The organism is Rhizobium mongolense subsp. loessense (assembly GCF_900099775.1).
In the GTDB taxonomy this organism is placed as follows: Bacteria; Pseudomonadota; Alphaproteobacteria; order Rhizobiales; family Rhizobiaceae; genus Rhizobium; species Rhizobium loessense.
Map to the genome: position 1 here is coordinate 1 of NZ_FMTM01000020.1, position 21079 is coordinate 21079.

Annotated in this window: 19 protein-coding genes and 2 pseudogenes; 9 read left to right on the forward strand and 12 right to left on the reverse strand. The window is 58.8% G+C overall.

Translation table 11 applies throughout. From position 1 onward, the window contains the following. Positions 1-571, forward strand: a 571-nt coding sequence (locus BLP23_RS31685) for a sensor histidine kinase (protein ID WP_139187146.1), incomplete at its 5' end; no start/stop codon positions are given. Between the two features lie 177 nt (positions 572-748). Continuing rightward, positions 749-885: pseudogene (locus tag BLP23_RS35445) on the forward strand (glycoside hydrolase family 3 C-terminal domain-containing protein); the annotation flags it as partial. Between the two features lie 22 nt (positions 886-907). Here BLP23_RS35445 and BLP23_RS31690 read toward each other — a convergent pair. The 4 genes from BLP23_RS31690 to BLP23_RS35030 all read right to left on the reverse strand — a co-directional run bounded on the left by BLP23_RS31690 (position 908) and on the right by BLP23_RS35030 (position 2556). Continuing rightward, positions 908-1291, reverse strand: a complete 384-nt coding sequence (locus BLP23_RS31690; RefSeq protein ID WP_092588646.1) for a type II toxin-antitoxin system VapC family toxin — start codon at positions 1289-1291, stop codon at positions 908-910. Continuing rightward, positions 1288-1545, reverse strand: a complete 258-nt coding sequence (locus BLP23_RS31695; RefSeq protein WP_092588647.1) for a type II toxin-antitoxin system Phd/YefM family antitoxin — start codon at positions 1543-1545, stop codon at positions 1288-1290. Before BLP23_RS31695 ends, BLP23_RS31690 begins: the two co-directional genes overlap by 4 nt. Before the next feature lie 179 nt (positions 1546-1724). After that, positions 1725-2261, reverse strand: a complete 537-nt coding sequence (locus BLP23_RS31700; protein ID WP_233426885.1) for a nucleotidyl transferase AbiEii/AbiGii toxin family protein — start codon at positions 2259-2261, stop codon at positions 1725-1727. Positions 2262-2421: 160 nt separating this feature from the next. After that, entirely contained in the window at positions 2422-2556 is a 135-nt protein-coding gene (locus BLP23_RS35030) for a hypothetical protein (RefSeq protein WP_267890124.1), read from the reverse strand. A 201-nt stretch (positions 2557-2757) separates the two neighbouring features. Between BLP23_RS35030 and BLP23_RS31705 the strand changes: the two genes are divergently transcribed. The 3 genes from BLP23_RS31705 to BLP23_RS35450 all read left to right on the forward strand — a co-directional run bounded on the left by BLP23_RS31705 (position 2758) and on the right by BLP23_RS35450 (position 4765). Continuing rightward, entirely contained in the window at positions 2758-3177 is a 420-nt protein-coding gene (locus tag BLP23_RS31705) for a CopG family transcriptional regulator (protein ID WP_092588648.1), read from the forward strand. Between the two features lie 32 nt (positions 3178-3209). Next, on the forward strand, positions 3210-4472 hold the full coding sequence (locus BLP23_RS31710; protein ID WP_092588649.1) for an extracellular catalytic domain type 1 short-chain-length polyhydroxyalkanoate depolymerase: 1263 nt from the start codon (positions 3210-3212) through the stop codon (positions 4470-4472). A 104-nt stretch (positions 4473-4576) separates the two neighbouring features. Next, positions 4577-4765 carry a DUF6894 family protein gene (locus BLP23_RS35450; RefSeq protein WP_092588650.1) on the forward strand — a complete coding sequence of 63 codons (189 nt, stop codon included), beginning with the start codon at positions 4577-4579 and terminating at the stop codon, positions 4763-4765. A 178-nt stretch (positions 4766-4943) separates the two neighbouring features. Here the strand turns inward: BLP23_RS35450 and BLP23_RS34860 are convergent. Next, positions 4944-5366: pseudogene (locus BLP23_RS34860) on the reverse strand (nucleotidyltransferase domain-containing protein); the annotation flags it as partial. Positions 5367-5833: 467 nt separating this feature from the next. Between BLP23_RS34860 and BLP23_RS31720 the strand changes: the two are divergent. Next, the gene (locus tag BLP23_RS31720) at positions 5834-7402 is read left to right on the forward strand and encodes an arylsulfatase (protein ID WP_233426886.1); all 1569 of its coding nucleotides are present in this window, start codon (positions 5834-5836) and stop codon (positions 7400-7402) included. A 144-nt stretch (positions 7403-7546) separates the two neighbouring features. Here the strand turns inward: BLP23_RS31720 and BLP23_RS31725 are convergent, their stop codons facing one another. The 7 genes from BLP23_RS31725 to BLP23_RS31755 all read right to left on the reverse strand — a co-directional run bounded on the left by BLP23_RS31725 (position 7547) and on the right by BLP23_RS31755 (position 17716). Then, positions 7547-8335: a hypothetical protein gene (locus tag BLP23_RS31725; RefSeq protein ID WP_407691824.1), complete on the reverse strand. Its 789-nt coding sequence runs from the start codon at positions 8333-8335 to the stop codon at positions 7547-7549. Between the two features lie 48 nt (positions 8336-8383). Beyond that, complete coding sequence (locus BLP23_RS31730) at positions 8384-9691, reverse strand: alpha/beta hydrolase (protein ID WP_407691825.1); 1308 nt, start codon at positions 9689-9691, stop codon at positions 8384-8386. 187 nt (positions 9692-9878) lie between these two features. Continuing rightward, positions 9879-12170 carry a tetratricopeptide repeat protein gene (locus tag BLP23_RS31735; RefSeq protein ID WP_092588654.1) on the reverse strand — a complete coding sequence of 764 codons (2292 nt, stop codon included), beginning with the start codon at positions 12168-12170 and terminating at the stop codon, positions 9879-9881. 67 nt (positions 12171-12237) lie between these two features. Continuing rightward, a complete protein-coding gene (locus BLP23_RS31740) occupies positions 12238-13047 on the reverse strand; it encodes a hypothetical protein (RefSeq protein ID WP_092588655.1) in 810 nt (269 codons plus the stop codon). Positions 13048-13150: 103 nt separating this feature from the next. Next, a complete protein-coding gene (locus tag BLP23_RS31745) occupies positions 13151-14164 on the reverse strand; it encodes an HAD family hydrolase (protein ID WP_092588656.1) in 1014 nt (337 codons plus the stop codon). A 76-nt stretch (positions 14165-14240) separates the two neighbouring features. Further along, positions 14241-15860 (reverse strand): arylsulfatase, encoded by a 1620-nt coding sequence (locus BLP23_RS31750; RefSeq protein ID WP_092588657.1) that lies wholly within the window; start codon positions 15858-15860, stop codon positions 14241-14243. A 188-nt stretch (positions 15861-16048) separates the two neighbouring features. Further along, positions 16049-17716, reverse strand: coding sequence for an arylsulfatase (locus BLP23_RS31755; protein WP_092588658.1), 1668 nt, complete (start codon positions 17714-17716; stop codon positions 16049-16051). 460 nt (positions 17717-18176) lie between these two features. Between BLP23_RS31755 and BLP23_RS31760 the strand changes: the two genes are divergently transcribed. The 3 genes from BLP23_RS31760 to BLP23_RS31770 all read left to right on the forward strand — a co-directional run bounded on the left by BLP23_RS31760 (position 18177) and on the right by BLP23_RS31770 (position 21070). Next, on the forward strand, positions 18177-19955 hold the full coding sequence (locus tag BLP23_RS31760; RefSeq protein WP_092588702.1) for a sensor histidine kinase: 1779 nt from the start codon (positions 18177-18179) through the stop codon (positions 19953-19955). Further along, positions 19952-20596, forward strand: coding sequence for a response regulator transcription factor (locus BLP23_RS31765; protein ID WP_092588659.1), 645 nt, complete (start codon positions 19952-19954; stop codon positions 20594-20596). Before BLP23_RS31760 ends, BLP23_RS31765 begins: the two co-directional genes overlap by 4 nt. Before the next feature lie 102 nt (positions 20597-20698). Then, positions 20699-21070 (forward strand): response regulator transcription factor, encoded by a 372-nt coding sequence (locus BLP23_RS31770; protein WP_092588660.1) that lies wholly within the window; start codon positions 20699-20701, stop codon positions 21068-21070. The last annotated feature ends 9 nt before the right edge of the window (positions 21071-21079 follow it).

The following is a 21079-nucleotide window of genomic DNA, read 5'->3' on the forward strand; positions in this document are numbered from 1 at the left end:
CGCCAGCATATTACTGTTGAAAGCGCGGGCGGTCACGTCCGAGGAAACACGGCGCGACTTGCGGGATGCCCACCAGCGCGTAATGTCGGTCGCCGAGGTGCAAAGGCACCTCCACGTATCTGGCATCGACCAGATCGAGGTCGGATCCTACCTGACGAAGCTTTGCGAAAGCCTGGCATCCTCGATGATCGGCGAAAGCCAGCCCATTACGATCAACGTGATAGCGGACGAAGGAAGGATCGGGTCCGACAAGGCCGTCGGCCTCGGCCTGATCGTCACCGAGCTCGTGATCAACGCGATAAAATACGCCTTCCCTGTCGCCAAGGCGGACGCCGTGATCCTCGTTACCTATGAGATCAGGGGGCCGGATTGGAAGCTGATCGTTTCCGACAGTGGCATAGGAAAGCAAGTCGATAGTGCAGCCGAAACAAGTGGCGGACTAGGCACGGCGATCGTTCAGGCTCTTGCAAAACAGCTCGACGCTCGAGTGGACATGGTCAGCAATTCCACCGGCACAAGCGTGTCGGTTACGCGAGCGACCTTCACGTCGCAATTGCAGCGAGGGGTGTGAACTTCTTGCCGTGAAACCCGTGCCCAGATGGACACCAATTGGACTGCACCTCTTTGGTGAGACAGCAATCAGTAACAGTTCTCCCTGCTGTGAATTACGTCTGGTGTCTTTTGCCGCTGTTGCGAGAGACTGGCTTCGTAAGCGTCTGGCGCGAGATAGTCGAGGGCCGAGTGGAGGCGAAAGCTTCGCGCAGAAGGCGCGGTGCTTCCGAAAAACGACGGAATATTGCCCCTCGATAAGGCCGCAGCCGACCGGATTGCGGTCCTCGGCGCGAATGCCAACGAGGCATGCAAATGGGCGGAGGCAGCGCGCAGTCGCTTCCGTCACCATCGCACCTCAGATAACTCCCTCAATATCAGTCTTAGTAAAATCATCGCCGACAAAGAGCAGGCGGCAAGCATGTTCCTTCGCCACTTCGTAGGCGAAACAGTCCCCGAAATTCAGCCCCGCTGGATGGACGCCCTTACCCCACATTTCATATGCATGGGCGATCCGCCTCGCAGAAGCGGGCGTAAGAGTTACAATTTCGAAGCCCAGCCCATCAATAAGGCGTGCCATCTCCTCCCCAACATTCCGCCGAGCAGACACGATCAGAGCTTCCGCGACCGTGCCCGCAGAGATTAGAAGGTCGGCTTCGGTTTCGAGCGCACCGATACAGAAATTCGCTTCAGGCTCACCTAGCACGATCGCCATCAGCGCCGACGTATCTACGGCGATCATTCCGGAAGGCCATCAGCGCCGTAGAGAAAATCCTGGCTACGCGCTGCGTTGGGTCCGGGCGTCGCCTTCATGGACGCGGCGGTACGAACCGCCTCGAGTAGCGCCCGACGAGATCTTCTGTCAGGCCCCGTCTTTACGGGAACAAGACGCACTGCCGCATGGCCATGCCGGGTCAAGATAACCTCATCTCCCGCTTCGGCACGCCGAACCAACTCTGTCAATTGACCTTTCGCTTCAGTAACGGACACCTGCATCGCGTGCTCCCTATTCCGGACCACTTAAAGGTCCAATTTCGTAAGATATCTAGACCATATCTTGGTCCAGAATCAATACCCTTTCTTTTAGAAGTTTAGGTGCGCTGGTACTGCTAAGGATGTTCTGCCTGCAGCTTGAAAACTCACTGTTCACGGTTGGCACCGCGTTGTCCGCGCCTCTATGCCGACCAAAGGAGTAGGATGCCCTCCTTGCCGCCGGCAATTGAAATGATTAGAGAAATAAATGCTTCCAAGATCAGACGCTTATGCGTTATGGAGCCGTTCGGCGAATCGTTGCGCCGCTTTGAATGCCTCCTCGAAATCAGGCCTCTCACCGTAGACGAGATCACCGAGTAGTTTCGCATATCCCTCGGCAAATTTCGTTTCGCCGCCATGATCTTGTAAGTGCGAAGCGTTTCCGCCTTGGGATCCTCCTTGTAGGCGGGATAGTCCCCCGCCCGCGCCGCGGCCTCCGCCTTCATGGTCTCAAGAGCGATCGCGACGGCGGCGTCCAGATCATAATGGCCATCCATTCGCGATAGGTCATAGACGTGACGAACAAGCGTATGATCAAGGGGACCAAGACCCGAGAAAGCGAAGCCCGCCCTGCGCGCCAAGGCCACGAACTTGTCCGCCGCGGTTTCCACCAGTCTCACGCACTTGACGTCGATGGCTTCGGCCTCGGCACGATTTGCCTCGGCAACAAACGACGACACCGACGCATACAAGGCGCAGAGCTAAAATCTAAGCGAAGGCCGGACACATGGCTTGCACCCGACCAGAGCGGCATCACAGATTTTCTCTCTTGCAACAGACGGCCGCTCCACACATGAGACCGTCTTGATGAAGGTGTCGGCTGTCTTCGGAAGACCTCATTCAGTAGATCTCCGATGTTACAATGAGTTGTTGCCACATTATGAGGTGATAGCCGCAATCCTTCGCCTTGAAGTCCGTCGTGTAGACCGCACCCGGCAACGCCTCGATCAAATCCTTCAGACGTTGCTCGCTCACGCGGATCGCAGTCTCATTCCATCGCGATGTTGGTAACCGAACTAGCGGAGGCGGCTCGCCCGCGGCCGTCGATAGTTGACAAGATCGTGGCGCGTGTGGCCGACACGGCGATAGATCCGCCATTTCTTCGACATCGTCTCAACGGCTCTTGAATACCACATTTTACCATCCATATACCATCCACATGGATGGAGAATGATCATGGCGGACAATATACGCAGGCTTCCCGAAAAGTGGTCTGAATCGGAAAAGATCACAATTAATCTTGGCTATGTCGATCTCGGTCGCATCGACCTCCTCATTCAGGAAGGATTCTACTCAAATCGCTCCGATTTCATCCGCACGGCGATTCGGAACCAGCTTGGCATTGAGGGCGAGGCAGTAAAGCAATCTATTGTCCGTCACACGCTCGAAGTTGGACTGCGCGACTACAGCAGAGCCGACTTGGAGTCCGTAAAGGCGGCCGGAGAAAGGTTGCACATCAAAGTGGTGGGCCTCGCCCGTATCGCCCCGGACGTAACGCCCGACCTCGCCCTTGCGACAATCGAATCCATCACCGTGCTCGGCACGCTTCAGGCCAGCGCGGAACTGAAATCCGCGCTCGCAGATCGCATCCGATAAGGTGATCGCGCCGTCAACAAAGGACACTACCCATGAACGATGAATTTGCTGCGGCCATGCGCCGGGCAACGCTCTTCACGCGTGCCTCGAACCCTTCGGAAGCCACCCGGGTGATCCTGGATACTCTTGCCGGGCGAACCGTCTCAGGCGAACATGGACCGGCGGTTTCCGACATCACGCCCCCGCCCGCGAAATCGCGCCCGAAGCCATTTCCGGTAGATCCTCACGCCCAGCTCATAGAGCCTGCGGCAAAACCGGAAACCGCTCTCGCCGAGACGGATACTTTTCAACGATCGCCGCGGGTGCGACGGCCGCTGGGAGACACGCTCAGGATCCTCAGTGAAGGACGCTCGGTGGCCGGGAAGCTCCCATCATTTTCAGACGGCGGCCTTCCCGGAATGACACGACGCTCCCTTAAGCCTGTAATCCCGGATGGTGCAAAATATCTGGCACGCTCGTTCACGTGTGCGGCGGGCACGCGAAGCTACAAGCTCTACGTTCCGGCCTCCGCGCCAGCCGTGCCGCGAGGCCTCGTCGTTATGCTGCATGGTTGCAAGCAGGATCCAGACGACTTCGCGATTGGAACCGGCATGAACGCCACCGCCGAAGCACACGGCCTGATGGTGGCCTATCCCGGCCAGACGGGTGCGGACAACGCATCATCTTGCTGGAACTGGTTCCGGTCCTCGGATCAGAGACGCGGCGCTGGCGAGCCTGCGATCATCGCCGGCATCACGGAAGAGATCATTCAGGACTTCGAACTCGATCGCAGCCAGATCTTCATCGCGGGCCTGTCTGCCGGCGGAGCGATGGCGGCGGTGATGGCCGAGGCCTATCCTGATCTCTATGCAGCGGTGGGGATCCATTCCGGGCTGGCCTGCGGATCGGCCACCGACGTCGTTTCGGCATTCACCGCTATGCGTGGGGACGGCGGTCTCGCCTCTCGCACGAGAACGCTGAAGGATTCAGTCCCGGCATGCCGCGTCCGCACAATCGTTTTTCACGGCGACGCTGACCGGACGGTCCATCCCTCCAACGCCGATCGGATCGTCGCGGCGGCAACCCCATCTGTGCCTGGTGGCGCAGCGAGCAAGCCCGGCCGTTGCGCCGGCGGCCTGACCTATGAAACAACCGTTCTTACGGACGAGAAAGGAAGGCCGGCATTGGAATACTGGCTGGTGAACGGCGCGGGGCATGCGTGGTCAGGCGGACATGCCGACGGGTCATACACAGATCCTCGAGGGCCGAACGCCACAACAGAAATGGTCCGCTTCTTCCTCGATCAAGGTGAATGATGATCGATTGGCTGTCACGTGGCCAAGCCTTCCTCTGATTTCTCACATTGTCCTAGAACCATATCCTAGGCATGCGGTTCTGCCACCAGGCCGAGGAGCATCTGATGTCGATTTACAGGTTTCGGTTCAAGGATCAGGACGGCGAAGTGGCGAGCGAAGAGTGTTATGAATTCGTCGATCTGGCGGCTGCCCTCGATGAAGCGAAGCGCGTTCTGGGAGAGATTGCCGGGGACGGGTTGCCAAGCGGTCCCGATGAAACCATCTCTGTCGAACAGCTAAGGAGGCCTGAATAGGCCAGTTCCAACGCCTGATGGAGCGAAAAAGCGGCTTGCCTCAATTCTTTCTCAGAAAGGTAAAATTTGCCGCCCTTTAAGAAAGCTCGGGCATCGGACAGCCTGTCCTCGAAATACAGCTTCGCATTTTCGTAGGCCGCTTCAGTGCTGGGCGTCTTTGCAAGAGGAAGTTCTTTGATATCGACCTCAAACAGAACAATGCCTTCCTTCCGTATGTCGGAGAAGAAATACTGGCCCTGGTGAAGCGCGTCCCCTACTTCACGGCGCGAGTGGATGATGGGAGTAACCGGCGTTTTAATGCCCCGGTCACGCATCAAACGGTCCTTGGTAGCGTACCAATACGCGGGGTCGGTCAGCTTCCTCGTATTGACGATGATGAGGATGTCGTAATCCGAGCGATATCCTTTCTTTGTATGCGGTTCATCAACCCAGGTGCCGCGGGCGTAAGACCCAAAGTGAATGATCTTCCAGATGCGGCCCTTCTTCTTGAATTCCGCCTCCCTCCCTTCAACGCGTCCTCGAACTCCTCGTGAATGATCTCGACAATGCGCGCCAGTTCGCGCTGCTTCTTTTCCGGCAGATGATCGAGGCTCGACTTCATCAAGGGTAAAACTCCCACTGAATCACTATCTTAGCGCATGCGCTTGCCCGCGCGCCACCGCAATTTCTTAAGGGTAACAGGATCAGTTTGGTCCGACGGGCTGGTCGATAAGAACTGCCCTGACCGCTTCAACATTTTCAGTCAACATCATCCGTGGGCAGCTGCGGCTTCTCGGGATCGCCAGCGCACCCTTCGAAAGAAAGGCAGTGGGACGACATTAGTCAGGGTCGCCCCGTGCTGCGGCAAGATCAATCCTGATCGAGCACTGCGCGACCGCTTCGAGTCCGTGGCTGCAACGAATCTTACCATGGCTTGCGGCCGTTTCCCCAAAGGACAATAGACAGAGTTTTAATTTAACCCACAGACTGGACCACATAACACTCCCGGAGCGGCGATCGCTCGGTCACAGAAGACATTTCCACGAGCGCAGGAGCGCCAGCGGCTGCCGAACTGATGGATATCCTCCGATGAACCACGATATCCGCCTGTCGGATATTTCCAGACCGGTAGTCAAGTGGAGGCACAGGATGATACGGCTTACATTATGGCAGCAAACGCGCCGGGCACTGGCGATCGGGTTGTGTCTCGTCGCTCAGTCGTTGCTTGTGGGAACGGCATTTGCGCAGCAATCAAAGCCGAATATCCTGTTTATTCTGGCGGACAATATCGGCTACGGCGACGTCGGCGCCTACGGCGGTGGGGAGCTGCGCGGATCGCCGACACCGCGCATCGACCAACTCGCCGCAGAAGGATTGCGGCTGACTCAGTTTCTGGTCGAGCCATCCTGCACGCCGTCGCGCGCCGCATTGATGACGGGGCGCTACTCCATCCGCTCCGGCCTCTCCCTGGTCGCCGTTGCCGGCACCCCGTTTTCGTTGCCGGCGGACGAAATCACGATGGCGGAGATGCTGCACGACGCGGGGTACGCTACTGCGATCTTCGGCAAGTGGCACCTCGGCGGGCAGACGTATAGCCAGCCGCAGAACCAGGGGTTCGACGAGTTCTACGGAATCCCGCCCGGTGATACCTGGGACGTGTTCGGCATGATCCGCCAGGGCCGCCAGACCAAGTCCGTCGACATTCCCCTCAACAAGGGACCGCATATTGTTGAGGCCAAACGGGAAGAACCATTAAAGCTGGTAAAGCCATACACTGCGGAAGTGCGCCGCGGGATCGACTGGGAACTGGTGGATCACGGTGTCGATTTCATGAAGCGTCAGACGGCAGCAGGCAAGCCGTTCTTCCTTTACCTGCCGATTTCCCGGACGCACTTTCCGAACTTGCCTTCGGAACGCTTCGAAGGAGCATCCCGAATAGGACAGTTCGGCGATTCTCTGATGGAGGGCGATGCAATTGTCGGCGCGATGCTTGATGCGTTGAAGGAGCTAAACATTGAGGACGACTCCATCGTGGTCTTTGCTTCCGACAACGGACCGGACGGCCCCGGAGCGAGCCGCTTCGGCACCGACATGCCAGACATGGGGACGACCGGACCCTATCGCGGCGCGTTGGGTGACGTCAGCGAAGGCGCCATCCGCACCGCCGCCGTGATCCGCTGGCCGCAACGGATCAGGCCACGGTCCTCCCACGCGATGTTTTCGATCATGGATTTCTTCCCTACCTTCGCGAACGTGGCAGACGGCAAGGTGCCTAACGACAGGCCAATCGACGGTATCGATCAGATCGATCTGCTGCGCGGCGAGAATGATAAAGGACGGCGTGAGCATTTGCTGACCTTCGTGGGTTCCGATTTGGTCGCCGTTCGCTGGAAACAATTCCGGGCCTATTTTGCAGACGTAGCACCTGGACGCAGCGGCCCAGGCGGCGCGACGCTGATGGGCGGTATCGGATCCGGCGCCGCACCCATGAACGGGTATCCGAAGGTGTTCAACATTGAGTCGGATCCGCAGGAAGAGCACAATATCGGCGAGATGTACAACTGGGTTCTCGGACCGCTGCTGAAGGTAGTGGGGGAATACAAGGCGACCCTTGAGCGATCACCCAACCCACCGGCGGCGAACATGACAAAGTTCTGAATGCCAATATTGCTGGGTCGGTTCCGGCGCTGAATGGTGATTAAACTGCACAATCCTGTAACGGAACTTTTCAACGAAAGCTGACGACGGCCGGCGTCGACAGCCTGTCGCGATGGGCTCCAGGCTTTCAGAGGCGAAATCGCGCTAGAAGCGCACGGCGAGCCCGAGGATCGGTCCTTGCTGAACAACATCGAATACGAAGCCGTCGTCGCTGTAATCGACTCCGAGAGCTCGATATCCGGCGATGGCCGAAATCCTGTCGTTGAAATCATACCCGACGCCCAAGGCGACATCCCAGTCGATGTCGGCTCCACCGCCGCCGACCAGTCCCCATCCGGTCAGATAGATTTCCGGCGTGAAAGAATACTTCCCGCGCAAGCCGACCATGCCGTCCAGCCATGTGGCGCTGTCGTTTCGCTCGATGCCGCCGAGCAAGCCGCCGTTGAACGAGAGCGTTGTGTCGACCGACCAAAGCTTCGCACCACCGACGATGTCCAGATGTCCGGCCGGACCGTCGAGGAGCGCGTAGCCTATGCCCAGCAAGCCCGAAAAGCTTTCCGACGTGGCCTCGACATCAGTCGCCAATACCCCAAATGGGGTCTCACCATCGGCGGAGAGCTTCGTGTAGATGACGTCGCCGATGACGCTGAAACGATCGTATCGGGCTTCGCCTGCCGCCATGAACGCGAAATCGAGATTGCTCAGGATATCGCCGAAGTCGGCATCGATGTTGACCGTGGGGAGCCCGAATTGCGACGTATCGCCCGATATGCCGGCAATCCACAGATATGGGGCAATCGAGAATGTCCAACCTTCCGGGGCTTCGGCAGGCTTTGGATCCTGGGTCAGGAGAGGCGATACGTCCGCCGCCTGGGCGCCGCCGCAAATCATGACGGCGACAGCCGCGAAGAGCCTGAGTTTCAAAAACTTCATCATCGTTTTATCCCCTTCTGTCGGAAGGCACCGCTGCCCAATGTTTCGTCAGTTCCGCACCGCGCGGCATGCCGGATCCCTTCTCGCTGCCTGCTTCGATGCGCATTCGTTCACCGCAATCTTCTGCTCTCCGCCGATATGTCCAGCCATCCCGCTTACGTGGTGGGCGTAGTTGTCTCGGGTATTCGGATCTACCGCGGCGACCGGGGCTGCCAGGATCAGACCTGCGGCGTTGCCGGCCGCTGCCGCTGCTCCCGTGGTTCCTGCGATCAGGTGATCCCCAAGGCCCATCCGGCTGTCGGTCAGCGTCTGGCCCTCGGAGATGCGTGCGCCGATGAGCTGGACCACCTGCGGGGATTCCGCGAACTTGCTGTGGTGGAGACCGTCGCCGGCCTTCACCTTGGTGAGGTCGATCACGGTAATCTCATGGGCTTCCATCTCGTCCTTGTAGGGCGCTTCCTCCGGATCGATCGAGCCCAGCCGGGGGATGTCGCCCCAGACCCTGCGCGAAAAGGCAAGCGCGCGGTCATCGCGGGATACGAATAATGTGAACCGCGGCTGCCGTTTACCCATGTCCTCGATCTGTGATCGGAACACGTCGACGTCGACGTCCGGAGCCGCAAGCATCACATTCTTGAACTTCGGGGGCAAGCCACCGTTACGGATCGCCATTTGGCGTAACCCTTCGAGGGCCAGCCAGTTGCCCATCGAATGCGCGAGGATAGAGACCTCCTTCACTTCCGGATCGGCGGCCAGATACTGAAACAATTTCTCCAGGGCGTTGCGCGTGTAATTGGTGCTTTCGCGATCGTATCCATAGGCGAGCAGGCTGCCCCGCGATGGCCAGGTCACAAGCACAGGTGCACTCTTGACGCCTGAGTCATGGACGATCTGTGCGAAGCGGTAGACGGAGTCCTCGAAGCGGTTGTTGAACCCGTGGATGAACACGAGCACGCTGCGGTCGGGACTCTTTCTTACGGTGGCGTTGAGCCAGGTCTTGGCATCGTCCTGGCTGATCTCTTCCGCCTTGAGAGTCGCGAAATCGGTCGCCGGATTGGGAGGAAGTCTCTTTGGCCAGGCGACATCGCCGACCTTGCGAACAGGCGGGATCGACACCGTGATGTCCGCGAACGCAGGTGCGCGTGCCCGCTCGCCCGTGAACATCTCTCCGGCATGCTCGGAGCGGCCACGCGTGGTGGTGACCAGCATGCTGACCCGGGTCGAACCGGGCGACGCGTCGGCAACGGGCGTCAATACGCCCTTTGGATGCCCGCCACATCCCGCAGGGACGATGAGCGCAACGCAAAGGAATAGTCGCCGAAGACGACGAAGAGACGATGATGAGGTGACGCGGATGCCACCACTGCGTAGATTGCTCACGCTTCCCCCAAGCCTAAGTCATGTTCAGCGCAGCAAGCGTCCCCAAGCGGTCTGCGCGTTCGCAAAAACAAATCAGCTCTCTTCAAATAGCAAGTATTGGGGCCGAAGCACAGCAATACTTGGTCGTGCGGAAGCGACCGGTGGGCTGTATGTATCTTTGCCATCATTTCGTGCCGGTTACTTCCCGCAATTGTCTGACCAGCTCTGAAATCTGCGGATCATCCGGTCGCAGGCGGGCCAGTGCCTCGGCGTATTTCAGTGTCTCCGGGAAGCGTCTGAGCTTCAGTCCATGGTGGACTGCAGTACCAAGCAGATTGGCGTCGAGCTCTCCACTCGCGACTGCGCGACCTAGCAGGTCAAATGCTTCCTGCGTCCGGCCGATCGAATCGAGTGCGATGGCAAGCGTCGTCTTGTAGCGGGCATTTCCCGGATCCAGCCGTATGGCTTCATCGAGTTCCCGGATCGCCTCAGGCATTGCTTTCTCGCGAACGAGCGAAAGCGCGTGTCCGTAGCGCAGATCTGCGTGATCAGGCGAGATCGCGATGGCTTCGGCGTAGGCGCGTTCCGATTTCTCGTTTTGACCCATGGCACGATAGAGTTCGGCAAGGTTGATATGCGGACCAGCAAGCGCCGGGTCGAGCACGATCGCCTGGCGGAACGCCTTTTCCGCCTCTCCGGCGCGCCGCTGGCCGAAGAGGAAGGTTCCGTAGTTGTTCTGTGCTTCGGCAACGTCGGCGTTGGCCTCGACATAGGCACGCAGGTCTTCGACGGCGGCGTCGAAGCTCTTTCTTTGATCCCCAAGGAGATCCGAAGACGGTGTGCTGCCGAGTGCTGTCGCTGCGGCCACACGTACCGCGCGGGTTTCGTCGCCAAGCAGCTTGCCGATGGCGTCCAATCTGAGTCCGTGCGGCAAATTGCCGGCCGCCTCCGCAGCGCCCAGCCTGACCAGAGGATCGGAATCTCCCGCGGCCGCCTTGATGTCGGTGACGACGTCGGCTCCCCCGATCCGGCTCATCTGCGCGATTGCGCTGCCTCTGACAATGCCGGCCTCTTCCCGGTCTGAGACTAGCTTGCGCAGAGCCCCGATCGAAGCCGGATCGCTTCTTGCTGCCGCGACGAAAGTATGCGCGATCGTCGGGCGCACACGCCAAGCCGTGCCGTACCACTTGTCCATGTTCTCCGCCGCCCAGGCATTGGTTTTGCCCTCATGGCACGTCGTACAGGCATTCGGCGTTCCGTAAACGGTGGAGAGATCGGGGCGCGGGATCACGAAGGAGTGGTCGCGGCGCGGATCGACCTTCATATAGGTGCGCTGCGGCATGTGACAGTTGGCGCACTGCGCGCCGTTCGAACCGGCCGGATGGTGAGTGTGGGCCGGGGTATCGAACACGCCGCTCGGGTCATTCTTGGCGAACCGCTCCGGCGCGGTTTCCGTATGGCATTGAGTGCACAAGGCATTGCCATTCGCCTTCAACGTTGCCTCGTGCTGCCTGTGGCAGTCCAGGCAGGTGACGCCTGCCCTTGCCATCTTGCTCTGCTGGAAGGAGCCATACTCGAACACCTCGTCGAGAATCTGCCCGTCAGGAAAGTAGAGGTCAGGACGGAGCAACGCCGGCGAGAAATAATCGAGAAAGGGCTTTCCCGCAGCATAGCCGTCGCTGAGCTTGATCCGTCTCGAGTGGCAACCGAAGCAGGCGTTGGCGTCGACCTGCGACAGCCCCAGATCCGGACCGATGGACATAGAGGCACCTTTCGATCTTGCCTCGGCCCATTCGACATGCTTGGCACCGCCGCCGTGACAGGACTGGCAGCCGATGCTGGTCGCGACATAGGTTGACCTATAGTCGTTCGTCTCCGGCTGAAAATTGGCCTGAGGATCGGTGGAATGGCAGTCGATGCAGGTGCGGTTCCAGCGGTAGAACGGACCTGTCCAATGATATGTCGAACTCGGTTTTGCTGGCGTGCCTTCGCCAAGCCAGAACCATTCCTGCTTGTCGGTATCCCAGGCAATGTCGAGAGCCTGAAGCCTGCCGCCGCCCAGATCGATCAGATACTGCTGCAGTGGCTCATAGGCGAAGGTGTATTTGACCTCGAATTCCCCCTGCTTGCCATCCGGCCCTTCGGTCCGGACGAAGAAGCGGCCGTTGCGGCGAGAAAAGTTCGTGACGACACCGTCGTGATCGAACCGGACATTGTTGAAATTGCCCCGTACCGTACTGTCATCGGCAAGCGCCATCGCTTTTGCATGGTGGGATTTGGCGAAGGCGGCTGCCTGGTCGCCATGGCAGGATGCACACGTCTTTTCGTCCACGAATCCGTTGTGGATCGAGATCCGCAGATCTGGAGCGGGTGTCGAACTGTTGTCGGTCGCAAGGCTCCTCCCGGCGAGCACGAGCAACAGGAAGAGCAGGACGGCTATTCCTCTAACCGCGGCTGGCCGAACAGATGCTGCCACTCAACGCTCCATGTGGTCGCTTTGAGGAAGGTCAACGCCGCCTTGGCGACGTGACCGGAAACCAGGGTCAGTAGCAAGGCGGGAAGGGATAGTAGCCGCATTGCTGGTTATTGTAGTAGTACGGATAGGTGGCTGCCGCTCCAACGGCTGCGCCGACCGCCACTCCCGCGGCAACTGGAGCCCCGCCATACCATGCGCCATGGTAGACGGGTGCGTGCCAGTACGTGCCTCCCACACGGGTGATGTTTGTGTCGCCGACACGCACGTCGCCTCCGTGAAAAGCACCTGCCCCAAGGTCTCCGCCACGGAAACCACCTCCCGCGAAACTGCCTCCGCCCAATCCACCTCCACGAAAACCGCCTCCGCCGAAGCTGCCACCGAAGTGGTCAATGAAGACGGCGGCAGGCCCGGCCGCAGCACTTAGACTTCCTTCCAGAACGGCAATGTCGAATGTGAGTGTGTTGCCCTCGAGCTTTGGAGATTTCAGCGTGACCACAGCGTCACTCACGTCCGATCCGCCGCCTCCCAATACCGACACCGTTGCGTTCGGAGGATCGACAGCAAAGTTGTCCTTGCCTTCATCCCACTGCATGATGAACTGTTCGGTGGCTACATGTCCGGCGGCCCGCACCGGCCGGTCAGCAAAGACGATTGTATTTGCTGACACGCCTGTCAGAACCAGCTTTTCGTTTTCAATCTTTGCGCCATCCGAATTGAGCACCGCAAGGGACGGCACCGGAGCGCTCGGCGTAACTCTTCCGATGGTCTTTTCGAGCGGCACATGCTTCTTGGTTGAATCCTGGGCGAGTGCACCTGTTGTTGCCAGTGCCAAGCCTCCAACAAAGGCTATCAAACCGGCGAAATGAGTGATGTTCATTGTGGATGTCCTTGCACTTGGGGACAAACGGCAGGGCCGCCTATCCATTCCTGTTGCATATGGATTACTGCGCGAACGCGCGTCGATGGCGCAAAACGCAATCCTACTCCTCCCTGAAAATCTGCTTCCAGTCGGCCTTCATGTCGACCACGGTCCATCCGGTGATCGCTGCAGCATCAAGCGCCTTGTCGAGGCGGCCAAATTCAGTGTCACGGTCGTAGGCATACTCGCGTTCCGCATCGGTGTGATGAATGATCATGCCGAAACGTGCGGGCGCACCGCCCATCGTCGTCCATTGCAGCATTTCAAGGTCACCGTCGGAATTGCCGAAGGCAGCAATCGGCCGGCGGCCGATATGCTCGTTGATCCCAACCGGCTTGCCTGCCTTGTCATCGATGAAGTTAACTTGCGGCAGGCGGTATAAGGTCGGCGTGTCGTCGCGCATCCTGAACTCGGTCTTGATCGACGAGCCGATAACCTGCTCGGGTGGGACGCCGTAGATCTGCTCGGCCCATGGTCGCACGAACTCGATACCGCCACCCGAAACGATGAAGGTCTTGAAGCCGTTGGCGCGCAGATAGGCGAGCAACTCGATCATCGGCTGGTAGACCAACTCAGTGTAGGGACGCTTGAACTTCGGGTCACGCGCAGTGGCGAGCCAATCGGTAACGACCTTCTTAAAGTCGTCGCTGGTCATTCCCGCGTGGGTCGTCATGATGATATCCACCAGGCCCTTTTCGCCGGATGCGGCCAGCGTCTTCATGTCGCCTTCGAGCACCGCCTTGAACGGCTGCGTGTCCTTCCATTCCGGATGCGCCGGAGCAAGCACCTTCACGCGGTCAAGCGCAAAGGCAAGCTGCGTGTACATCGGATGCTCCGCCCAAAGCGTGCCGTCGTTGTCGAACACGGCGACGCGCTCGGATTGCGGGACGAACTCGGGCGAACCCTCCTTGGTCACCTTTCCGACGAAGGCGACGACAGCCGCTTTCGGAGCGGTGTCGTTCCACGACGGCAGGGGATCGCTCTGAGCCTGTGCTGAAGCGACAAAGAGAAGTGTGGCCATGATAGCCAGTCCCAAGCCAGGGGCTGGTTTGGGGAAGTCATGTATCGCGAACATGCGGGCCCTCCTTTTGGTCATCTTGGGATGCTGATCGGGTGGAGCTTGCGAGCCACCCGCCGGATTGAGTGAGAGCTTACTGCGCTGTGTGTTGCTTCGCGGCTTCCTCGATCTGTGTTTTCACCGCCTCGAGGTTGAAGCTCGCGCCTTTCTGCAGCGGCGGATACTCGATCGCCGTTTCGGCCAATTTCGCCACTTCCTGCTGGACGAATACGAAACGCCAGAACTCATACTGGAACCAGCTGAAGTATTCCTGCGCGCCGTCCAACGTGCCGTTCGCCGGCCAGGTTAGTCGCTCGAAGGGGTCGAGACGCAGGTTGATCAGAGTCGGCGCATCGACATGGACCTTGCCACCGATCCAGCCGTCAGGCTGCTCAATGAAGCGATATTTGAAATCGTCGATGCGCACTGCGCCGAGCGTGCTTTCGCCGAAATAGAAGATCTCATGGCGAGCCGAGGGTCCCTTGCCGGTGATCAGGTCCATCTGGTTGTAGCCGTCGAGATGGTTCTTGTAGTTCCGGTCGCCGATTTGTTTTCCCTTCAGCAGCTCATCTTCGAGAGTCGTGTTGCCGGCCGCGGCAGCGAAGGTCGGGAACCAGTCCAAGCCAGAAATGATGCCGTTCTCGACCACGCCGGCGGGAACTTTGCCGGGCCAGCGAATCATCGCGGGCGCGCGGAAGCCGCCTTCATAGGTCGTACCCTTTTGCCCTTTGAACGGGGTGTTGCCGCCGTCCGGCCAGGTGAACGTCTCCGTACCGTTGTCGGTCGTGAACACGACGATCGTGTTGTCGTCCACGCCCAGGTCCTTGAGTTTCTGCATGGTGGCCCCGACGACGTCGTCGAGCTGGGCCATGCCAGCTTCGTGAATCGTCCAACCATTTTGCGAGTTGCGCAGCGCCTCATACTTCGGCGACAGGTGTGTGACGATATGCATTCGGGTCGGGTTGAGCCATAGGAAGAACGGCTTGCCGGCGGCCTTTGCTTTGTCGAGGAACTTAAAGGCGAAGTCCCGAATTTCGTCGTCCACAGTCCTCATCCGCTCCGGATAAAGCGTTCCGGCGTCCTCGATCTTCTGCTTGCCTACCTTGCCCCAACGCGGGTCGACGGTCGGATCGTCAACATCGGTGGCCCAGCTGTGAACCATGTTGCGTGGACCGACCTTGTCCAGCAGCTCCTGCGGATAGGCAGGGTGCGCGGGATCCTCCATTGCGTCGAGGTGATAGAGGTAGCCGAAGAATTCGTCGAACCCGTGAACGGTGGGTAAGAACTCGTTGAGGTCGCCCAGATGGTTCTTGCCGAATTGTCCAGTGGCGTAGCCCATCGACTTGAGCGCCGTAGCAACGGTTATTGCTTCCCTCGGCAGGCCGGTCTTGGCGCCGGCCTGGCCGACGGTGGTCATTCCGGTACGGATCGGCAGTTCGCCAGTGACAAATGCAGCCCGGCCCGCCGTGCAACTCGCTTCCGCGTAGTAGTCGGTAAACAACATGCCCTCGGCCGCGAGCTTATCGAGGTTCGGCGTGCGACCGGACATCATGCCGCGATGGTAGGCGCCGATGTTCCAAATGCCGATGTCGTCGCCCATGATGACGACGATGTTGGGTTTTTCCTGATCTTGCGCGGCTGCCGGCGCAATTGCTGCTGTCGCAACAAAAGCGGAAGCTAGCAGACCAAACCAGATGTTTTTTATCCTACTCATCGTTTGGATCCCTCCCTGGCTGCCCGAAACGGGTCGGCAGCCTGCACCCATTCGGAAACACCTCACGCCACATCTTCCGGTTATCGCGGGGGTCCATTGCCGGTGATCGTTGACCTAGAGCGTGTCCGAAACTTCCCTTGCTCAGGATGAAGGTCACGGCGGCCCGAATTCGGGCCGCCGTGCGCAAATCAATTGCCGGTCGGCATCGGAAGGCTCACGCCCTCCTTTGCCAGCGAGTCCCGTATCCACTGGAAACGTTCGTAATCCGATAGTGTGAGCGGACCGTTGTAGGTTAGACTCTGGGGCTTCCGAGGCGGGTACTGCACGTAGGTGGCCATGATCTTCTTCATTTCCTCACCCATGACCACGCCCATCCAGGTCCGCTCGGTGAAATTATTCATGAAAATGTCGTAACGTTCCTGCGGGTCCTGCCAAAGATCGAACACTTGGGGAACCGTGGCTACATATTTCTCCGCACCCTTCCAGCCGAGGTTGGAGTCGACAGCCAGCCCGCCCGTCGAGGCTCCGTCATCGCCGCGGATGTTGAACGCGAACTTGTAATTGTTGAAGCGTATCGCGCCAGGCGAGAGTTCGTTCTCGGTAAAGTAGAACCACGACTTGCGTTCCGACTTTCCGGTGCCGAGAAGGATCGGCGACATGTCATAGCTGTCGAAAATAATGGGCTTGTCTTCGCGGTCCTTGTCGGGCAGCGGCACCCCGCCGACCGCGGCGAATGTCGCCATCAGGTCGAGACCCCCAACGAGATCGTGACTCTTTGTTCGAGGTTTGATCTTGCCCGGCCAGACTGCAATCGCAGGAACACGGTTGCCGCCCTCGCGCAGGGTGCCTTTGGTACCGCGGAACGGAGTGTACCCGGCGTCCGGATAGACGTCTTGCCACGCCCCATTATCCGTCGTGTAGAAAACCAGCGTGTTCCGGTCCATTCCGGTTTCACGCAGTTTGTCCATGATCCGGCCAATTCGGGTGTCGAGCTCCACGATCGAGTCTGCGTACTTCGACTTCGACAGCGACTTATGCTCGAACTCCGGGGCCGGCATGTTCGGCTGGTGCACCTTCATGAAGTTCACGTTGATAAAGAATGGTTCATCCGGCGTCTTGGCGGCTTCATCGAGGAATTCGATTGCCGCCTTCTCGACGTAACTGTCAAAGAACGGAACGCCGACGACGCCTTCCTTGCCGTCGATCACGGGTGTGTCGACGTATTGCCCGTTGACCTTGAAGTCTTCGGTCACCGGTCCGCCGGCCTTGCCGGAAAGCGCGCCTTTGGTGACTTTCTGGAACATCGCTCTGAGTGCCGGATCCATGTCCGGGAACCACGTCGGGTCGGCATAGGTGTAGGCATTGAGGTGATAGAGCCCGGCATACTTCATCTCATCGTAACCCTGAGCGTTCGGCAGTGCATAGTCAGCCTCGCCGAGATGCCATTTGCCTGTGAAGTAGGTGTGATAGCCGCCTCGCTTCAGCACCGACGCGAGCGTCCACTCGGCTGCTGGCAGGCCGCCGCCCTGGCCCTGGAAGGCAACCGTCGTCATGCCGCTGCGGTTCGGTATGCGTCCGGTTTGCATCGCGGCGCGGCCAGGCGTGCAGCTTGGCTGGGCGTAGAAGGAAAAGAAGGTCATGCCTTCGTCCGCCAGCTTATCAATGCTCGGGGTCGGCATGCCGCGACCTTCGCCGCCGCCATAAGGACCGAGATCGCCATACCCCGTGTCGTCGGACACGATGAGGAGAATGTTGGGTTTTCTTTGTGCTTCCTGTGCTTGCACGGGGGGTGCTGTACACCAAAGAACGGTCGAAGCGGCTAATGTTCCGATGCCGTAGATTATCCTGCGCTTCATCTTGGGTTCCTCCGTTGTAATTTCCGGCTGAACGACGATTCATCCAAACGCACGGCGGCAAATTCAAAGAGACGCCGGTCGCGTGTTCACTCTGAATTCAATCGAAACAACTGGAGCAACATCAAATTGCGGGTGCCCCTCAGTCGGGAATGGCATCCAGCCTGAGTATCAATTGTAGATGGCCAAGGACACTCATGGCCCGCACCTTACCGAACGGAAATCCCCGCCGATATTGTACCTTCGGGCAACCATGGATTTTTATAAGCTTCTTGACATATATTTAATCGGTTGCAAGGCCGATGCGACTTGGCTTAACTGCTGTTTGTCGATTAGCTTTTTCCGGGGGAAGGCTATGGGCTTGGGGTGCAAGTGGGCGTTTCGATCAAACCCGCTCTGTGCGTGTGCGGCCGCCTTCTATTATTTTTTCCTTGTAATGGTTGCTTCGACACCGTCCATGTCCATGGAGATCGTGGACCGGGTTCCCCGTGTTCTCATTCTCTACCCGTATGATGAACGAATAGCGGCAACGACCGCCGCCGGCGAGGCCGTGAGAAAGCGGCTGCTGGATGCCACCCAAGGAAAGATTGATCTTTTCTCCGAATTTCTCGACCTTTCGAGATTTCCGGAAAGCGCCCATGTTGATCGTATGGCACGCTATCTTTCCGCCAAATATGCTGATCGTCGACCTGATGTGGTCGTTGCGCTTGGCGAGCAGTCGGCGAGTTTCATCGTTGCGAACCGCAAGCAGCTTGCAGAGAATGCAAAAATAATCCACGCCGGCTTCAGTAGCTCTACCGCCGAAAAAATAGACTTGCCCAGCGATGTGATCGGTGCCTTCACCGAGTTTGACATCTTAAAGACAGCGGAGATGGCGCGCGCGCTCCAGCCCGAGGCGCGTTATCTCTTCATTATCGGAGGATCATCAGAATTCGATCGGTGGTGGCTCGCCACGGCGCGGGCCGATCTTGCGGCATTCTCCAAGGACTACGAAACGACCTACCTGGAGGATCTGACCATCGACGAATTCACCAAGCGGGCCGCCGAGTTTCCCCGAGATAGCATCGTCCTCGCGCTGACGATTTTCAAAGATAGTGCCGGCCGTAATTTCATTCCGCGTGAAGCAATCAGGCAAATATCGCGGACTGCCAGCGCTCCGATATACGGTCCATATCCCACCTACATCGATTACGGTGTTGTCGGTGGCAACGTTGTAACGTTCGAGTCGTTGGGCATGACTGTAGCGGACCTGGCACTCGACGCTCTCGCCGGCAAGCCGATCTCCAACCTCGAGTCTCCCCAGACCTATATCGCAGACGCGAGGCAACTACTGCGCTGGGGACTGCCGGAGAAGAACCTTCCTCCAGGCACAGTCCAGATGTTCAGGGAACCGACCTTCTGGGAGCAATACTGGTTTGCCGTGGTTGCGGCACTTGCCGTCATCACGACACAGGGGATCGTCATCACCGGTCTGCTTATCGAACGCCGCCGCCGTCGGAAGGCGGAAATCGAATCGCGCCGCCGTCTCCTCGAAGTGGTTCATCTCAATCAGTCCGCGACAGCCGGCGCGCTTTCCGCCTCGATCGCGCACGAACTCAACCAGCCGCTGGGTGCAATCCGCAGCAACGCGGAAGCGGCTGCAATCATTCTTCGATCCGAGAGGCCCGATCTCAAGCTGATCGAGCAGATCCTGATAGACATCCAAGACGACGATCAACGCGCTGGCGATATCATTTCCAGGATAAGAGGCCTTCTTAAGAAGAGAAGCGAGATTGACTGGCAGGAGTTCGATCTCAATGAAGTGGCGACCAGTGCCATACTGATCCTCCACGGCGAAGCGGAGCGGAAGGGTGTTGTTGTCAGTTCCAACCGGGCTGCACGGGAGCTGCCGGTCAGAGCCGACAAGATCCATGTCCAGCAGGTTATTCTCAACCTCGCGACCAACGCCATGGACGCGATGCTGGAGATGGTAGCGACTGAAAGGAGGCTCGTGCTTGAGACAACGTTGACGAAGGAATCCGAGGTCGAGCTGTCGATTTCTGATACGGGCCGCGGTATCCCTGTCGAACAGCTCGCCAGTGTTTTCGAGCCGTTCTATACTACAAAGCCCACCGGGACAGGGCTCGGCCTTTCCATCGCGCGCGCGATAGTCGAAACCTATGGCGGCAAGATCTGGGCCGACAACCGCCCGGAGGGCGGAGCTGTTTTTCGTGTTGTCCTGCCTCTTGCTCAAAGCGGATAAATCCATTGGAACCCGTCGTTCACATCGTCGATGACGACCAATCTTTCCGGACAGCAGTTGGACGGCGGCTGTCGGCGTCAGGCTTCCGCGTGGCTCTCTATGAATCAGGCGATCAGTTTCTCGCGCACTTGCCCACCGCTGAGCCTGGCTGCGTCCTCCTCGACCTCCATCTGCCGGGGTTGAGCGGTCGTGAACTGCAGGACCGCCTTTTGGAGAAAGCGCCCCTGCTGCCGATCGTGTACCTCACGGGCCAAGGCGACATAAGGGCCAGTGTCAGTGCAATGAAGGCCGGCGCGGAAGATTTTCTGGAGAAGCCGGCGTCCGGCAGCATCTTGTTGGAGGCGATCCAACGAGCGCTCGTCAAATACGAAAAGCGGCGAATGGAGCACGACCGCATTCGCGCGCTTCAGGTTCGGGTGGCTGGCTTAACACCTCGAGAAGCCGAGGTCTTCAGGCTGATCGTGCGTGGCCACCTCAACAAGCAGATCGCCTATGCCCTTGGCACGTCCGAGAGGACTGTGAAGGCCCATCGGCACAGTATCATGGAAAAGCTTGGGGTGCGTTCGTTGGCCGAAGCGGTGTCCATCGCCGAGAGAACCGGCCTCCTCGATTCCGACGCGAGACCGCTGCAGCGTTCGTGAGCGCGCCGTTTCCCCTTAGGACAATATCCGACGTACCGTGGAAGGCCTACAGTCCTATGCACGGGACGAGGATCCTCCACACGAGCGAAAGAGAGGCACAAGTTGGAAAGCCTGCGCCGCACGGTGGCGGTCGTTGAGGACGATGCAAGCATGCGAAGGAGCGTCCTGCGGCTGCTGAATGCCCACGGATTTCTGGCAGAGGAGTATACGTCGGCGGAATCGTTTCTCGGTCGCGATGTGCGAAACAACGTGGAATGCCTTATTCTGGATGTTGATCTGGGCGGCATGTCCGGGCTCGAGCTGCAACGTCGATTGAAAGATTCTGGCTCCGGCCTTCCAGTGATTTTCATCACCGCTCTCGAAGACGACACCCTGAAAGTGCAGGCGACACGAGCAGGTTGCATAGCCTATCTACGGAAGCCGTTTCCGGCCGCCTTGCTGATCGACGCCATCAACGACGCGCTCGAATCATAAGTTTTTTAG

Coding starts and splice junctions, on each gene's coding strand:
- BLP23_RS31740 (WP_092588655.1), bottom strand. CDS start 13,047: ATGAACATCACTCATTTCGCCGGTTTGATAGCCTTTGTTGGAGGCTTG.
- BLP23_RS31750 (WP_092588657.1), bottom strand. CDS start 15,860: ATGAGTAGGATAAAAAACATCTGGTTTGGTCTGCTAGCTTCCGCTTTT.
- BLP23_RS31745 (WP_092588656.1), bottom strand. CDS start 14,164: ATGTTCGCGATACATGACTTCCCCAAACCAGCCCCTGGCTTGGGACTG.
- BLP23_RS31695 (WP_092588647.1), bottom strand. CDS start 1,545: ATGCAGGTGTCCGTTACTGAAGCGAAAGGTCAATTGACAGAGTTGGTT.
- BLP23_RS31755 (WP_092588658.1), bottom strand. CDS start 17,716: ATGAAGCGCAGGATAATCTACGGCATCGGAACATTAGCCGCTTCGACC.
- BLP23_RS31710 (WP_092588649.1), top strand. CDS start 3,210: ATGAACGATGAATTTGCTGCGGCCATGCGCCGGGCAACGCTCTTCACG.
- BLP23_RS31690 (WP_092588646.1), bottom strand. CDS start 1,291: ATGATCGCCGTAGATACGTCGGCGCTGATGGCGATCGTGCTAGGTGAG.
- BLP23_RS35450 (WP_092588650.1), top strand. CDS start 4,577: ATGTCGATTTACAGGTTTCGGTTCAAGGATCAGGACGGCGAAGTGGCG.
- BLP23_RS31760 (WP_092588702.1), top strand. CDS start 18,177: ATGGAGATCGTGGACCGGGTTCCCCGTGTTCTCATTCTCTACCCGTAT.
- BLP23_RS31705 (WP_092588648.1), top strand. CDS start 2,758: ATGGCGGACAATATACGCAGGCTTCCCGAAAAGTGGTCTGAATCGGAA.
- BLP23_RS31725 (WP_407691824.1), bottom strand. CDS start 8,335: ATGAAGTTTTTGAAACTCAGGCTCTTCGCGGCTGTCGCCGTCATGATT.
- BLP23_RS31720 (WP_233426886.1), top strand. CDS start 5,834: ATGAACCACGATATCCGCCTGTCGGATATTTCCAGACCGGTAGTCAAG.